The following is a 15,029-nucleotide window of genomic DNA, read 5'->3' as shown; positions in this document are numbered from 1 at the left end:
CGGCGCTCTCACCGGCCCCGGCGCTCTCGCCGGCCCCGAAACCCTCAGCCCGCCCAGCAGCCTCCTCGGAACCCGATCCTCTGGCAGCCGCCCCCTCCCCCAGCCACCTCTCCGACCGCTCGTCCCAGGCCCCCGCCCCCATCGGCACCCCCAGACGCCCCTCGGCCCCGCTCATCGCCCCGCCTCCGTCCCAGAACCGGCGGGCGCGGGCACGCCGACCACCGCCGTGGCCCGCACAGGCAGCCCCGCCGCCCCTCCAGCACCGGCACCCCCGTCAGCCCCTGGATCCTCGTCAGAAACAACCGCCCATCCAGGCACCCCCACCGCACCGCCCCCGACACCACCACCGGCACCGCGAGCCGCACCGCCCCCGTCACTACCCGCACGGCCAGCCGCACCGCCACCCCCACGGCCACCCCCACGACCCCCCACCCATCCCCCCACCACCTGCGCCTCCGCCGGCACCCCGAACGGCAGCGGCTCACCGGCGTCATCCACGAGCACCCGCCGAACCGGACACTGCGCGACGATCTCCAGGTAAATGCCGTGAAATGCCGCGATGTTCTGCTCGACGGTGAACAGTTCGAGCGCCCGAGCACGCGCCGCGGCCCCCAGGCGCGCACGGCGCTCAGGGTCGCGCAGCAGTGCCACGCACGCCTCCGCGAGCGCCCGCGGATTGCGCGGCGGCACCACCAGCCCCGTACCGCCGATGACCTCCACCACCGCGCCGACGTCCGTCGAGACGGTCGCCCGGCCGCAGAGCATCGCCTGCACGAGCCCGAGCGGAAAGCCCTCGACGACACTGGACAGCACGACCACCGCGCCGCACGCGTACGCCTCCGCGAGGTCCGGCACATCGGGGCCGCCGATCTCCTCGAAGGAGACGGGGTTGTCGCCGACCGCGTGCAGCCCGTCGGCCTCGTCGGGGAAGAGCTGCGCGGCCAGCGCCCGGCAGTGGGCGAGATACGCCGCGCCCTCGGCGCCCCGCGAACCCCCTGCGGCCGCGGAAGCCCCGGCACCCCCGGAAGCCCCCACACCCCCGGAACCTCCGGCGCCCCCCGCATCGATCACCCGCAGCCGCGCCTTCGGCTCCTCCTTGCGGACCTCCGCGAAGGCGTGCAGCAGCGACACCAGGTCCTTGGTCGGCTCGACCCGCCCGACCCACACCAGCGTGTCGGGATCCGCCCCCTCGGGCGCCTCCCCCACCTCGGCGAACGGGGACGCGTCCAGCCCCGGCGGGACCGTGCGCAGCTTGGCGCGGTCGGCGCCGCACCGTTCCTGCCAGCGGCGGGCGTGGGCGTTGCCGTGGGTGATGTAGGCGGCCCGCCGGTAGGTCTCGGCGGCGAGCCGGCCGTGGAAGGCGGCGAGCAGGGCCCGTACGACGGGGGCCTCCTGTGCGCCGGAGGCGAGGTAGTGGCTGCGCAGCCGCACCCCGTACTCGGTGACCAGCAGCGGCACTCCGCAGAAGTGGTGCGCGAGGAGGCCGGGCAGCGCGGCGGGGCCGCCGGACGCCGCGTGGCACAGGTCGACCGCGCCGAGCCCGTCGTCCTCGTACCAGTCGAGGGACAGGGGGCGCAGGGCGCGTTCCAGGTGCGTGGCCACGGCGAGCAGATCCGGCACGTCGGCCTCGTGGGCGGCGCGCGGGGCGCCCGGCGCACGACAGGCGCGCTCAACGGCGCGTACGGCGGTCTCGGAGCGCAGCGCCGACGCCAGTCCGCCCTCGTCGCGGGCGAGCTCGGCGAGGGCGTGGAGCGCGTTGGCGAAACGGTCCGCCTCAAGGGCGTCGCCGAGGGCGCGGGGCTGTGCCGAAGCGCCGGGTGCGCACAGGGAGGCGACCAGCTCGCCGTACGCCTCGGCGAAGCGCCGGCGCGTGCGGCGGCCGTATGTCACCCCGTCGTCCTCGGCCACCCACAGCGATGCCGTCCGCACCCGGCTGACCTGGGGCGGCAGCGGCACCCAGCCCGCGTCCTCCTGCCGCTCGTCACGGCTGAGCGCGTAGACATGGAACTCGTGCTGCTCGAGTCCGCGCACGAGGCGGTCGCACCAGAGCCTGGCGTCACCGCTCACATACGGATAGCCACCCTCCGTAAGCAGTCCGATGCGCACGAGTGCACCCCCGATCTCCCGTATAGGGAGCCGCCGTTGACCCGGCGGCTCGCAGCGGGAAGAACGTATGCGGACAAGGCGGTGGTGCGGCGGACGGTTGTCCGTCGCACCACCAAAAGGGGTGAACGGTCGTAACTTTCCCGCGCGGGCCGCGTTCCGTCGCGCTATGAGATCATGGCCCTACGGAACGTCACGGAGCGTCAGCTCTCCGGGTACGCCCAGGGGTTGGGCCGGCAGCGCACGCCGTCGTGCTCCAGGAACTTGGTCTGCTGCTGCATGACGGGCGCGAGGTCGCCGTCCTTGTCGCAGGTCACGTGGTGGTAGCCGAGCCGGTGGCCGACCTCGTGGTTGATCAGCATCTGCCGGTACGCGTGGATCTTGTCGCCGTACGTCCGCGAACCCTGCGCCCAGCGATAGGCGTTGATCATCACCCGCTCGGTGGCGGCGGAGTCGCAGGAGACGTTGTCGACGGTCGTGTCCAGGCCGGACTTGGCGCACCACTTGGCGGTGGTGCCGGGGCTGGCCAGCGTGATGACGAAGTCGGGCCGACCGGAGTGGATGCGCTCGAAGGTACGGCCGCCGCCGTGCGCCCAACTGCGGTCGTCGTTCAGCGTCTTGTGCACGGCCTGCGCGAACAGCTCGCCGTCCAGCCCGAGTCCCTGCTCGACGTCCACGCGGTAGGTGAACTTCTGCCCCCGGCCCGGTGCCTTGTCGATGCCGGGGATGGCGTCGAACCTCCCGGACCCGGCGAGCTCCGGGTCGAGCGGGTACTTCTTCGCCATCTTCTGCTCGTACGTCAGCTGCGGCACCACGGTCGGCGACGTGGACGGCGTCGGCCGCCCGTCCCCGCGCGAGGCGGCGTCATGGACGCCGCGCTCCTGGTCCGCGGCCGACTGGGTGCCCAGGGCGGAGGCGTCGCCCCGGTCGGCGACCTGCCCGGTCACCACGACCGCCAGCACGGTGGTCACGGCCGCGGCCGCGATCCCGGTGAACGTCCGCCCCTTGCCGCCCTTGCCGCGCGCGTCGTCGCCGTCCCGGCCGCTGCCGACGTCACCGTCGACCGCGGGACCCGACGGGGTGTCCGGCCGCGCGCCGGGGGCACCGGGCTCCTCGGAGGCTGTGGCCGTACGACGTCCAGGGGCGCCCTCGTCGGTGTCGAACGCCCCGACGTAGTCCGCTCGGGGCCCCTCCGGCGGCGCCTGCCGCTGCCTGGGCAGCACCGGCCCGGATCCGGTCCCGGCCGACGGCCCCCTCAACTCCCCCCAGCCACCGCCGGGTTCCCGCTGCTCGGGGTGCCCGCCGCGCACCTGCGGCATCCCCTGGGCGGGGGTGCCGTCGAAGCGGGGGGTGCCGTGCGCGGGCGTACCGTCGGGGAATCCGGGGACGCCGTGCGCGGGGGTGCCGTCCGGGAACCTCGGGACGCCGTGCGCGGGGGTGCCGTCGGCGAACCGGGGCACACCCTGAGCGGGCGTACCGTCGGGGTACCCATGGGCGCCCCGAGCCGGATACAGCGGCACTCCATGCGCCGGAGTCCCGTCGGCGTACACGGCCCCGGCACCGGCGGGCGTCCCGTACCCGGACGCACCCCCACCGCGCTGCGGCGGCGACTGCCACGCGACCTGCCCCTGCGCCCACTCCGGAGGCTGCGCCGAGGGAGCACCGGCAGCGGCGGAACCCCCCGCGGCCCGCGCACCGCCCGCGGCCTGCGGACCGACAGCGGCACGAGGGCCTCCGGCGCCACCGGGCCCACCCGCAGCCTGCGCCCCAGCGGCAGCCCCGCCGGCGGCCGACGTGCCACCGGCAGCGCGGGCCCCTCCGCCCGATCCCCCGAGAAGCCTCCGTCGGCCTCCCGACTCCGCGGACGCGTCTTTCGGCGCCGGTCCGCGACGGCTGTGGCGTCCCACCCCCGCCTCAGCTCCTCTTGCTCTCGGCCGCAGCGCCCCGACCCGCACCCTCAGCACCGTCGGCACCACCGGCACCCTCCGCACCCCCTGCACCACGCGCGCCAGCCGCCCTGCGCGCGTCGGCCAGCAGCTCGCGGAACGCGTTCGCCACCGTCTCGGGGTACTCCATCATCGCCACGTGCCCCGCCTCCGGCAGGGTGACGAGGCGGGAGTCGCGGAAGGCGCGGGCCGCCTTCTGGGCCATGCGGAAGCCGACGAGCTGGTCGCGCCCGCCGTAGATCAGAAGGGTCGGCGCGAGGACCCGTTCGGCCTGGCGCCACAGTCCGTGCTGGCCGCCGAGGGTGTAGGCGTCGACGATCCCGCGCGCGGAGCGCGCCATCGCGTCCCAGAAGTACGGCAGCTGCATCCGCCGTTCCATCTCCTCCACCGCGTGCCGGAAGCCCTCCGGCGTCACCCGCGCGGGGTCGCCGTAGCACAGGGCGAGCACGCCGCGGACCCGCTGCTCCGCCGTCCACCCCTTGGTCATCCGCGTGAAGAGGGCGGCGACGCCGGGCAGGGCGAGCAGTGCGGTGGGCACGGCCGTGCGCTGGACCCGGAGCTCGGGCAGCGCGGGCGAGACCAGGGTGAGCGTGCGCACGAGGTCCGGGCGGACGGCGGCGACGCGGGTGGTGACCGCGCCGCCGAGGGAGTTGCCGAAGAGATGCACCGGCCCGCGCCCGGCGGCGTCGAGATAACGGATGACCGCGCGCGCGTGCCCGGTGACCGAGTAGTCGCCGTCGTCCGGGGGCGGGGAGTCGCCGAAGCCCGGCAGGTCGAGCGCCTCGCAGTCGACGTCCCCGTCCAGCTGCTCCATCAGCGCCGACCAGTTCTGCGAGGAGCCGCCGAGACCGTGGACGTACAGCGCGGGCTCCAGCCCTTCGCGCGCGGGCGGCCGCGACCGCACCGTCAGCGTGACCCCGGGGAACCCGACCGACCGCAGCCGCTCACCCTCCGCGACCCGGACGGGCGCCACCTTGGGGAGCACGTTGGCGGTCGGCACGGGCGGCAGCTCGGTCGAAGACATGCGGCAATGTTACGAGGTGATCACGCCCCGACCCATGTGTTCGCCTGTGTTCGCCGTCACAGCATCCGCACGCGCCCCGTGACGCTCCGAACGCGGATCGCATAGCGTCCGGATCGGGTGTCTCCTACGCTCGTACAGAGGGCACCCGCATGTGGCCCCTGCTTTTCCCCAGGGACGTCCGTAGGTGTTGCGCAGGAGAAGGGAGCCCAGCCATGGCCGTCGATCCCACCGATCCCGAGACGTTCGAGGACCAGGAGACGCCGGAGCGCGAGGAGTTCGCGGTGGAGGCACCGGAGGCCGACGCGGCGGAGCAGCACGCCGACGTCACCCCCGAGCGCGACGACCCGCTGACCGGCGTCAGCCCGGACCGGGCGAACGAGGCCGATCTGGTGGAACAGGCGCGGATCGTCTCGCTCGACGAGGACGACTACCGCTGACACCGGTCGCGACGGACGCGGACGGCTGCCGCCGGCATCGATCGGGAGCGACGCGTGCGGCTTCCGCCGACCGGCGTCGGCACATAGCCTCTGAGCAGGAAAGAGGAGGCATTTTGCCCCTTCGGCACCTGTTCGAAACCGTCTGCGCGGCTTTCGCCGCCGTCCGGTACATGAAATTCTGCGCTCGCACCGCGCGCACCACGGTTACCGAAAAGTACGATGGCGGCGCGGCGCACACCGCATGTGGACGATTTTGGGAGGCGGCGTGACAGCCATCGAGCAGACAGAGGCGGCACGCCCGCGGGGTACGCGCCTGCCGCGCCGTGCCCGACGGAACCAGCTGCTGGGCGCCGCTCAGGAAGTCTTCGTGGCGCAGGGCTACCACGCGGCCGCGATGGACGACATCGCCGAGCGCGCCGGTGTCAGCAAGCCGGTGCTCTACCAGCACTTCCCGGGCAAGCTCGACCTCTATCTCGCACTGCTGGACCAGCACTGCGAGTCCCTGATCCAGGCGGTACGCAGCGCGCTGGCGTCGACGACCGACAACAAGCAGCGCGTCCGGGCGACCATGGACGCGTACTTCGCGTACGTCGAGGACGACGGCGGCGCCTTCCGCCTGGTCTTCGAGTCGGACCTGACGAACGAGCCCGCCGTGCGCGAGCGCGTCGACAAGGTCACCAACGACTGCGCCGAGGCGATCTGCGACGTCATCGCCGAGGACACGGGCCTGTCCCGCGCCGAGTCGATGCTGCTGGCCTCGGGCCTGGGCGGCCTCGCCCAGGTCGTCGCCCGCTCTTGGCTGCACAGCGACCGCAGTGTGCCGCGCGACCAGGCGGTCCAGCTGCTGGCCTCGCTGGCCTGGCGGGGCATCGCCGGTTTCCCGCTGCACGGCACCGGAGAGCACCACTGACCGCCGTGCACCGCGTAACCGACACGGCCGCCGGGGCTTTGTTCCCGGCGGCTGTTCGCTGTTGGCGTGGCCGCCCGGACCGTCTCGGTCCCCTCACCGGGCTAATGTGTGCTGGGTACGGCGCGGATGCCCGCGCACTTCACTGACCGTTCGGAGGGACATAGCCGTGGAGGTCAAGATCGGCGTGCAGCACGCGCCGCGCGAGATCGTTCTGGAGAGCGGTCAGACGGCCGAGGAGGTCGAGGCCATCGTGGCCGACGCGCTGTCCGGCAAGTCGCAGCTGCTGAGCCTGGTGGACGAGCACGGCCGCAAGGTCCTGGTCCCGGCCGACCGCCTCGCCTACGTCGAGCTCGGCGAGCCGGCGCCCCGCAAGGTGGGCTTCGGCGCGCTGTAAGGCGTACACCGACACAGGGGCCCGGCGACTTCGGTCGCCGGGCCCTTTCGCGTCCCTCCGCACGAACGGAGCACGTCCTCCACGAACGGAGCACGTCACCCTCCGGGGGAGGATTGGATTCCGCAGGTCAGGGGTATGACGGACGAGGACCGCAAGCACACGGCCGGCCGCCTGGGAGGGACTCCTTCATGATCTTGGAAGCGCTCGGCTCCGCCTTGCTCGGCCTCGCTCTGGCCCTGGCCGCGACCCACCGCCTGTCGCACCGCCTGCCCGCCCGCCCCCTGGTCCTCTCCACGGGAGTGGCCGGCGCCCTCTTCGGTGACTTCGTCACCCGTACGGCATTGGACTCGGCGGCGGTCCCGCTGAGCCTCCTGGGCGCGTTGATCGTCTCCGCCGCGAGCCTGTCCCTCCTGCTCCGCCCGACGGGCAGAATCCGCCGACGATCGGTGACGGCGTGACGCTCCGGACGTCCTGACTTCCAGAGCCCTGACTTGGACGCCCTGACTTCCAGACGCCCTGGCTTCTGGGCGCCCTGATTTCTGGACGCGCTGAGGGGCAACGCCCGAAGGGGCGCGGGGAACTGCGCGAGCCACCACGGACCACCCGCAGCCGCGCCACGCACCCCCACCCCACCCCACCCGCGGGGCGCTACGCCGCCAACCCCAGCGCAGCCATCCGCTTGGTGTGCGCCTCGGTGATCCGCGAGAACATCCGCCCGACCTCCGCGAGGTCGAACCCGTCGGCCACCCCGCCCACCAGCATCGTGGACAACGCGTCCCGCTCGGCGACCACCCGCTGGGACTGCGACAGCGCCTCCCCCATCAGCCGCCGCGCCCACAGCGCCAGCCGCCCCCCGACCCGCGGATCGGCCTCGATGGCCGAGCGCACCCGCTCCACCGCGAACCCGGCGTGCCCCGTGTCGTCGAGGACCGCCAGCACCAGCGACCGCGTGTCCGAGTCCAGCCGCGCCGCGACCTCCCGGTAGAAGTCACTGGCGATCGAGTCGCCGACGTACGCCTTGACCAGGCCCTCCAGCCAGTCCGAGGGGGCCGTCTGCTTGTGGAAGCCGTCCAGGGCGGCCACGAACGGCTCCATCGCCGCCGTCGGCTCCTCACCGATGTCCGTCAGCCGGTCCCGCAGCCGCTCGAAGTGGTGGAACTCCGCCGACGCCATCTTCGCCAGCTCCGCCTTGTCCTCCAGCGTCGGCGCCAGCTTGGCGTCCTCCGCCAGCCGCTCGAACGCCGCGAGCTCGCCGTACGCGAGCGCGCCGAGCAGGTCCACGACCGCGGCACGGTACTGCGGGTCGGCGGAGGCCGACGCCCAGTCCTGGGCGGCGACCCCGGTGGGTTCGGCGGCGGTCTCGGGGGCGTTCTCAGGCTTGTCAGAGCTCGTCATGAAGCGCACAATAGCCCGCTCGCCGCAGGGCGGAAGTCCCTGGTCAGTCACTGTGACCACGACGACGCGCAGGACCCCGCCCACGAGTGTGACGACGACAACGTGACCGAATCGGCCATCGCATGTGCGCCGATCCGGGGTATGGTGGTAATGCGCCTGCTGGTACGACGGTCGGAATTCGCCGTACCTCGACAGGCCGCACGTATGAGGATGCCCGGTCGGTGGCCCGATCGGCTCCGACCCGACAGCCCTCCCTGACCGTACGGCACAGTGCGTACGACGATCGGAGGGGGACACCCTCAGCGGTACGAGCGCTAGAGCGTCGGCAGAGGTCCCGTGCCAAGCGGCTCGCCCGAGCGGCAATCCGTAAGGCGACCGACGTCCCCGGCACGGTCCGACACGACCCCCACGCTCGCCTCGCACCGCGCACACAGAAGAGGCAGCACCCTGACTACGACGTTCCGAGAGCTCGGAATCCTTCCCGAGACCGCCGAGGCCCTGGAGGCCGTCGGCATCGTCAACCCCTTCCCCATCCAGGAGATGACCCTCCCCGTCGCCCTCTCCGGCACGGATGTCATCGGCCAGGCCAAGACCGGCACCGGCAAGACGCTGGGCTTCGGCCTCCCGCTCCTTGAGCGCGTCACCGTCCCCGCCGACGTCGAGGCCGGCCGCGCCAGGCCCGAGGACCTCACCGACGCCCCGCAGGCGCTCGTCGTCGTCCCCACCCGCGAGCTGTGCACCCAGGTCACCAACGACCTGCTGACCGCGGGCAAGGTGCGCAACGTCCGTGTCGTCGCGATCTACGGCGGCCGGGCCTACGAGCCTCAGGTCGAGGCCCTGAAGAAGGGCGTCGACGTCGTCGTCGGCACCCCGGGCCGGCTGCTCGACCTCGCGGGCCAGAAGAAGCTGGACCTCAGCCACGTCAAGTCGCTCGTCCTCGACGAGGCCGACGAGATGCTCGACCTGGGCTTCCTGCCCGACGTCGAGAAGATCATCCAGCTGCTCCCGGCCAAGCGCCAGACCATGCTGTTCTCGGCGACCATGCCGGGCGCGGTCATCGGCCTGGCCCGCCGTTACATGAACCGGCCCACGCACATCCGCGCCACCGCGCCGGACGACGAGGGCGCGACGGTCGCGAACATCAAGCAGTTCGTCTACCGCGCGCACAGCATGGACAAGCCGGAGATGGTCGCCCGCATCCTCCAGGCCGAGGGCCGGGGCCTGGCGATGATCTTCTGCCGTACCAAGCGCACGGCCGCCGACATCGCCGAGCAGCTCCAGCGCCGCGGCTTCGCCTCCGGCGCGGTCCACGGCGACCTCGGCCAGGGCGCCCGTGAGCAGGCGCTGCGCGCGTTCCGCAACGGCAAGGTCGACGTCCTCGTCTGCACCGACGTGGCCGCCCGAGGCATCGACGTCGAGGGTGTCACCCACGTCATCAACTACCAGTCCCCGGAGGACGAGAAGACGTACCTGCACCGCGTCGGCCGTACGGGCCGCGCGGGTGCCAAGGGCACGGCGATCACCTTCGTCGACTGGGACGACATCCCGCGCTGGCAGCTGATCAACAAGGCGCTGGAGCTGGACTTCAACGACCCGGTGGAGACGTACTCGAGCTCCCCGCACCTCTTCGAGGACCTCGGCATCCCGGCCGGCACCAAGGGTGTCCTGCCGCGCTCGGAGCGCACGCGCGCCGGGCTGGAGGCGGAGGAGCTGGAGGACCTGGGCGAGCCGGGCGGCCGCGGTCAGCGCGGTCGCGGTGGCCGGGACGCCGGCCGGGGCGGCCGGGGCGGCGCGCCCCGCGGCGAGGCCCGTGCCGAGGAGCGGGAGCGTCCGGCGCGTACGCCGCGCCGTCGCCGCCGCACCCGTGGCGGTGCTCCGCTGGAGGCCGAGGGCACGGCGACGCAGGCCGCGACCGCGACCACCGCGCCGGAGGCCGCCGAGGTTCCCGCCGCGGAGGGCGTGACCGCGCCGCGCACCCCGCGCCGCCGTCGCCGCACCCGTGGCGGTGCCGCCGCGGCGCCCGTCGAGGCGTCGGCGACCGTGACGCAGGCCCCGGCCGCGCCGGAGCCGGTGGTCGCCGAGGCGCCGGTGGCCGTCGAGCCGAAGGTCACCGCCGAGCAGACGGTGAGCGCCGAATCCGCCGTGGCGGTCGAGCCGGCCGCCGAGACCCCGGCGAAGCCGCGCCGCCGCACCCGCAAGGCCGCCACCGCCGCCCCGGAGGCCCCGGCCGCCGAGATCCCGGCGCAGGCCACGCAGGAGCCGGAGACCAAGCCGCGCCGCACCCGCAAGACGGCGGCCACCGCGACCGAGGCCGTCGACACGGCGGAGACCGCCGAGGCCAAGCCGAGGCGCACCCGCAAGACCGCCGCCAAGACGGCCGAGGCCACCGCGACGGCCGCCACCTCGGCCACCGAAGCGGACACCGCCGAGGCCAAGCCGAGGCGCACGCGCAAGACCGCCGCCCCCGCGACCGACGCCGTCGACACGGCGGAGACCGCGGAGGCCAAGCCGAAGCGCACCCGCAAGACCGCCGCCAAGGCGGAGGCCCCGGCCGGTCCGACCGAGACCGCCGAGGGCGTGGAGGCCAAGCCGCGCCGCACCCGCAAGACCGCGGCCAAGGCGACCGAGGCCGCCGACACGGCGGAGACCGCGGAGGCCAAGCCGAAGCGCACCCGCAAGACCGCCGCCAAGACGGCCGAGGCCACCGCGACGGACGCCACCCCGGCCGCCGAGGCGGACACCGCCGAGGCCAAGCCCAAGCGCACCCGCAAGACCGCCGCCAAGACGGCCGAGGCCACCGCCGAGATCCCGGCGCAGGCCACGCAGGAGCCGGAGGCCAAGCCGCGCCGCACCCGCAGGACGGCCGCCGCCGCCCCGGACGCGGAGGGCACCGAGGCCAAGCCGAGGACCCGCCGCACCCGCAAGGCCACCGCGGCCGCCGAGCCCGCGGACGGCTGACGCGCATCCGCCGACGGCCCGGTCTCCCCCACGGGGGGCCGGGCCGTCGGCGTACCCGGCCGCGCGCCCACCGGTTACCCTCACCCCGTGAGCAAGCCCCCCACCCTCGACCCGCCCGTCGGCGCTCGCGCCTACCGGCTGCGCACCGCGCGCGGTGACTTCGCGGTCGTCGACCACGACGCGGCCGACGGGTCCGTCCGCAAGGGCGTGGCGCTGCTGCTCCCCGGTTTCACCGGCAGCAAGGAGGACTTCCACCTGCTGCACCAGCCGCTCGCGGCCCGCGGCTACCGCACGATCGCGGTGGACGGCCGTGGCCAGTTCGAGTCCGCGGGCCCCGCCGACGACGAGACGCCGTACGCCCAGCGGGAGCTGGCGCGCGATGTGCTCGCCCAGGCCGCCGCGCTGGACGCCGACGGCCCGCTGCATCTGCTGGGGCATTCCCTCGGCGGCCAGATCGCCCGCGCCGCCGTCCTGATCGACCACTCCCCCTTCGCCTCGCTCACCCTGATGGCCTCGGGCCCGGCGCGGATCTCGGCGTCGCAGCAGGAGCGCGTGAAGCTGCTGCACGACGCGCTCGCGGTGATGACGATGGAGGAGGTGTGGGACGCCATCCGCGCGATGGACGCGCCGGAGGACGTCGACGCCCCGGCCGCTCCCGCCGGCGCCGACGACCATCTGCGCCGCCGCTGGCTCGGCCACCGTCCCGCCCAGCTCCTCGCCACGGGCCGCCAGCTGTGCACGGAACCGGACCGCGTCGCCGAACTCGCCGCGCTGCCGCTGCCCTTCCACGTCCTGTCCGGTGCCAGCGACGACACCTGGCCGGTCCCGCTGCTGGACGAGATGGCGGTACGGCTGCACGCGCACCGCACGGTCGTCGAGGGTGCCGATCACTCCCCGAACGTGGACCGGCCGCTGGCGACGGCGACCGCCCTCGCCGACTTCTGGGACCGGCACCCCGGCTAGGCCGCCGTCCTAGTACTGCGTCTGCACATGCCCCCAGAACCCGTCCCGCAGCGCCCGCCGCAGGTCCGCCTGGCCGCGCAGTGAGTACTGGAGCATGCCCTCCGCCTCCACCAGCAGGTCCTGGTCCACGGACCCCGGCAGATACGGATGCCCCGGCAGCAGCTCGACCAGGGCCTCGCGCCCCCGCTCGGCCAGCCACTTCGCGGCGATCTGGGCGCCGACGAAGCGCACGGCCTCACGGGTGGGACGGCCGGCGCCGGCGGCGGGCTCGTAGGCGGCCGCGGTACGGCGGCTGACGTACGGCTTGAAGAAGTCGAGGTCGAGGGTGCGCTGGCTGTCGACCTCCCACAGCAGCGGCTCGGCCTGGTTGCGGCCCTCCGGCGCCTCGATGCCCCACAGGTGCACCCGGGCCCCGTAGCCCTGGGCCGCCTCGACGGCGGAGACCAGGTCCTCGTCGCCGCCGAGGAGGGCGGCGTCGCTGATGGCGCGGTGCCGGGCCAGGGACTCCAGATCGGTGCGGATGAGGGAGTCGACGCCCTTCTGCTGGTTGTTGGAGTTGAGGTTGCCGAGGCGGACCTTGACGTCCGGGAGCTCGGCGATCGCCTGCTGCTCGGCGGTGTGGATGCGGCGCCGGGCACCGTCGTACCAGTAGACCCTCAGCAGTCGGCTGTCGGCGAAGACCTGGCGGGCGCGGTCGATGAGCGCCTCGATCAGGCCCTCGGCGTCCAGGTCGAAGGCGCGCCGGTCCTCGGTGCCGGCGATGAGCCGTCCCGCGGCCGCGTAGAGGTATCCCGCGTCGACGAAGAGCGCGTGGGTCGAGGGGGTCTTCGCCACCTCGGCGAGCATGCGCTCAAGCAGTTGGTTGGTGCGGTCGATGCGGGCGGCCAGGGCCCCGAGGTCGTCGTTCATCACTTCCATTGTCCGTGCGGTCACGCTGCGAACACAACCGGTCCCGGTCGGTCGACGAACGGACCCCTTACTCGCCAGTAATTAGTTGTTCGAAAAATTTCTTTAGCGTAGGGAATGTTTGTAACACGCATCCCGTTGACTCGTACGTAGACAGCGATTCTCCGCAGGAGGATGACCAGACGAAGGGAGAAGCACATGCGCTTCGAAATCATGCGACTCGACGACGTCGACGGCACGCCCGTGGACACCACCGTCGTGGACGCCGCCTCCGTCAACCGGATCGTTCAGCAGGCTGCCGCCATCGGACAGCGCCTCTGGATCCGCCCGGCCGACAGCCCGGCCTTGTAACAGCGGATCCCTTACGAAGCTTCGGAGCCCCGTACGGCAAGCACGCCGTACGGGGCTCCGCGCGCGTACGGGGCTCAGCCGCCCTGGATCACCTGGGTGACGCCGTTGATGATCTGCTGCACGGCGATCGCGGAGAGCATCATGCCCGCGAGCCGGGTGACGAGGACGACGCCGCCGTCCTTGATGACCCGGATGATCAGCAGCGAGTAGCGCATCACCAGCCACAGCACGACATGGATGGCGAGGATCGCCGTCCACACCGACACCTGCGTGGCCACGCTGCCGGCCTTCTGCACGGCCAGGATGACGGACACGATCGCGCCCGGCCCGGCCAGCAGCGGCATGCCCAGCGGCACCAGGGCCACATTGACGTCCTTGGTGGCCTTGGGCTCGTCGTTCTTGCCGGTGAGCAGGTCCAGGGCGATCAGCAGGAGCAGCAGCCCGCCCGCGATCATCAGCGCGGGCACGGACACATGGAGGTAGTCGAGGATCTGGTGGCCGAGGAGCCCGAAGACGGTGATGACCCCGCCCGCCACACAGACGGCCTGGAAGGCCATCCGCTTCTGCACCTTGGCGGGCCGGCCCGCGGTCAGGCCCAGGAAGATCGGGGTGATCCCCGGGGGATCCATGATGACAAACAGGGTCAAAAAGAGAGAGCCGAAGACAGCGATGTCGAACATGGGTGAAGGAGAGCCTTGCTGAAGGAGGGACTACGGACGTGAGCGCGAGGTGGACCCTCAGGCTCCGCCGGTACCCGGAACGGGGAACGCGCCGGTCGCCCGCCGGGTGATCTCCCCGTACACCTCGGGGTCGGTGGTGAACTCGCCGAGCGCGACCGTCTTGCGGCTGCCGTGGTAGTCGCTGGAGCCGGTGATCAGCAGCCCGAGCTCCTTGGCCAGCCCGCGCAGCCGGGCGCGGGTGTCCGGGTCGTGGTCCATGTGGTCGACCTCGATGCCGTCGAGCCCGGCCTCGGCCATCGCCGCGATCGCGGACTCCGGCACCGTACGGCCGCGCTTGACGGCCGCCGGGTGCGCGAACACCGCGACGCCGCCCGCCCCCTTGATCAGCCGGATCGCCTCGAACGGGTCGGTCTCGTGCTTCTCCACGAACGCCCGCCCCCCGTCGGCCAGCCACTCCTGGGTGAAGGCGTCGCTCACGGTCGCCACCACGCCCAGCTCGACGAGCGCGGTGGCCACGTGCGGCCGTCCGACCGAGCCGTCGCCGGCGATCCGCTCGACCTGCTCCCAGGTCACGGGGACGCCGAGCGCGTTCAGCCGGGCGACCATGCCCTGCGCTCGCGGCACGCGGTCGTCGCGCACCAGTTCCCGCTCGGCCAGCAGCGCCGGCTCCGTCGGGTCGAAGAGGTAGGCCAGCATGTGCATGCTGACGCCGTCGAGCCGGCAGGACAGCTCGGCGCCGGTGACCAGGGTGAGCCCCTCGGGCAGCGCGTCGATCGCCTCGGCATGGCCACGGGTGGTGTCGTGATCGGTCAGCGCGACGACGTCCAGTCCGGCGGCGGCGGCGCGGCGCACCAGCTCGGCCGGGGTGTCCGTGCCGTCGGACGCGGTGGAGTGGGTGTGCAGATCGATACGCACGCTGACTCCAGGCGGGACGGACGGATGGGGACACCCCAGGATAACCG

At 73.3% G+C, this 15,029-nt stretch carries 14 protein-coding genes; 7 read left to right on the top strand and 7 right to left on the bottom strand.

The genetic code is table 11. From position 1 onward, the window contains the following. Positions 1–171: 171 nt before the first annotated feature. From ACSU6M_RS22490 to ACSU6M_RS22480, 3 genes are all read right to left on the bottom strand, one after another. Entirely contained in the window at positions 172–2,106 is a 1,935-nt protein-coding gene (locus ACSU6M_RS22490) for a DUF3492 domain-containing protein (RefSeq protein WP_437071764.1), read from the bottom strand. Positions 2,107–2,306: 200 nt separating this feature from the next. Beyond that, positions 2,307–4,010: a DUF3152 domain-containing protein gene (locus tag ACSU6M_RS22485; RefSeq protein WP_437071762.1), complete on the bottom strand. Its 1,704-nt coding sequence runs from the start codon at positions 4,008–4,010 to the stop codon at positions 2,307–2,309. 7 nt (positions 4,011–4,017) lie between these two features. Further along, a complete protein-coding gene (locus ACSU6M_RS22480) occupies positions 4,018–5,073 on the bottom strand; it encodes an alpha/beta fold hydrolase (protein WP_437071761.1) in 1,056 nt (351 codons plus the stop codon). 212 nt (positions 5,074–5,285) lie between these two features. On the opposite strand from ACSU6M_RS22480, the gene ACSU6M_RS22475 reads away from it, so the two are divergent. From ACSU6M_RS22475 to ACSU6M_RS22460, 4 genes are all read left to right on the top strand, one after another. Beyond that, positions 5,286–5,510 (top strand): hypothetical protein, encoded by a 225-nt coding sequence (locus ACSU6M_RS22475; RefSeq protein ID WP_437071759.1) that lies wholly within the window; start codon positions 5,286–5,288, stop codon positions 5,508–5,510. 265 nt (positions 5,511–5,775) lie between these two features. Next, complete coding sequence (locus tag ACSU6M_RS22470) at positions 5,776–6,420, top strand: TetR/AcrR family transcriptional regulator (RefSeq protein ID WP_437071757.1); 645 nt, start codon at positions 5,776–5,778, stop codon at positions 6,418–6,420. A 166-nt stretch (positions 6,421–6,586) separates the two neighbouring features. Then, positions 6,587–6,814, top strand: a complete 228-nt coding sequence (locus ACSU6M_RS22465) for a DUF3107 domain-containing protein (RefSeq protein ID WP_437071756.1) — start codon at positions 6,587–6,589, stop codon at positions 6,812–6,814. A 188-nt stretch (positions 6,815–7,002) separates the two neighbouring features. Continuing rightward, positions 7,003–7,272: a hypothetical protein gene (locus ACSU6M_RS22460; RefSeq protein WP_437071754.1), complete on the top strand. Its 270-nt coding sequence runs from the start codon at positions 7,003–7,005 to the stop codon at positions 7,270–7,272. 190 nt (positions 7,273–7,462) lie between these two features. On the opposite strand, the gene ACSU6M_RS22455 is transcribed toward ACSU6M_RS22460, so the two are convergent. Beyond that, positions 7,463–8,209: a ferritin-like fold-containing protein gene (locus tag ACSU6M_RS22455; protein ID WP_437071752.1), complete on the bottom strand. Its 747-nt coding sequence runs from the start codon at positions 8,207–8,209 to the stop codon at positions 7,463–7,465. A 540-nt stretch (positions 8,210–8,749) separates the two neighbouring features. Between ACSU6M_RS22455 and ACSU6M_RS22450 the strand changes: the two genes are divergently transcribed. Continuing rightward, complete coding sequence (locus ACSU6M_RS22450) at positions 8,750–11,167, top strand: DEAD/DEAH box helicase (RefSeq protein ID WP_437071750.1); 2,418 nt, start codon at positions 8,750–8,752, stop codon at positions 11,165–11,167. 87 nt (positions 11,168–11,254) lie between these two features. Then, complete coding sequence (locus ACSU6M_RS22445) at positions 11,255–12,130, top strand: alpha/beta fold hydrolase (protein WP_437071748.1); 876 nt, start codon at positions 11,255–11,257, stop codon at positions 12,128–12,130. A gap of 9 nt (positions 12,131–12,139) precedes the next feature. Here the strand turns inward: ACSU6M_RS22445 and ACSU6M_RS22440 are convergent, their stop codons facing one another. After that, the gene (locus ACSU6M_RS22440) at positions 12,140–13,039 is read right to left on the bottom strand and encodes an NYN domain-containing protein (RefSeq protein ID WP_437071747.1); all 900 of its coding nucleotides are present in this window, start codon (positions 13,037–13,039) and stop codon (positions 12,140–12,142) included. A gap of 195 nt (positions 13,040–13,234) precedes the next feature. Between ACSU6M_RS22440 and ACSU6M_RS22435 the strand changes: the two genes are divergently transcribed. Then, a complete protein-coding gene (locus tag ACSU6M_RS22435; RefSeq protein WP_437071745.1) occupies positions 13,235–13,387 on the top strand; it encodes a hypothetical protein in 153 nt (50 codons plus the stop codon). Between the two features lie 74 nt (positions 13,388–13,461). Here ACSU6M_RS22435 and ACSU6M_RS22430 read toward each other — a convergent pair whose 3' ends face one another. Both ACSU6M_RS22430 and ACSU6M_RS22425 read right to left on the bottom strand, forming a co-directional pair. Further along, entirely contained in the window at positions 13,462–14,067 is a 606-nt protein-coding gene (locus ACSU6M_RS22430) for a MarC family protein (protein ID WP_437071743.1), read from the bottom strand. 57 nt (positions 14,068–14,124) lie between these two features. Next, complete coding sequence (locus tag ACSU6M_RS22425; RefSeq protein ID WP_437071742.1) at positions 14,125–14,982, bottom strand: PHP domain-containing protein; 858 nt, start codon at positions 14,980–14,982, stop codon at positions 14,125–14,127. Between the last annotated feature and the right edge of the window lie 47 nt (positions 14,983–15,029).

The organism is Streptomyces sp. enrichment culture, assembly GCF_964272895.1.
In the GTDB taxonomy this organism is placed as follows: domain Bacteria; phylum Actinomycetota; class Actinomycetes; order Streptomycetales; family Streptomycetaceae; genus Streptomyces.
This window is presented reverse-complemented; position numbering and strand designations above follow the sequence as displayed.

Coding starts and splice junctions, on each gene's coding strand:
- ACSU6M_RS22480 (WP_437071761.1), bottom strand. CDS start 5,073: ATGTCTTCGACCGAGCTGCCGCCCGTGCCGACCGCCAACGTGCTCCCC.
- ACSU6M_RS22475 (WP_437071759.1), top strand. CDS start 5,286: ATGGCCGTCGATCCCACCGATCCCGAGACGTTCGAGGACCAGGAGACG.
- ACSU6M_RS22460 (WP_437071754.1), top strand. CDS start 7,003: ATGATCTTGGAAGCGCTCGGCTCCGCCTTGCTCGGCCTCGCTCTGGCC.
- ACSU6M_RS22455 (WP_437071752.1), bottom strand. CDS start 8,209: ATGACGAGCTCTGACAAGCCTGAGAACGCCCCCGAGACCGCCGCCGAA.
- ACSU6M_RS22450 (WP_437071750.1), top strand. CDS start 8,750: ATGACCCTCCCCGTCGCCCTCTCCGGCACGGATGTCATCGGCCAGGCC.
- ACSU6M_RS22440 (WP_437071747.1), bottom strand. CDS start 13,039: ATGAACGACGACCTCGGGGCCCTGGCCGCCCGCATCGACCGCACCAAC.
- ACSU6M_RS22435 (WP_437071745.1), top strand. CDS start 13,235: ATGCGCTTCGAAATCATGCGACTCGACGACGTCGACGGCACGCCCGTG.
- ACSU6M_RS22430 (WP_437071743.1), bottom strand. CDS start 14,067: ATGTTCGACATCGCTGTCTTCGGCTCTCTCTTTTTGACCCTGTTTGTC.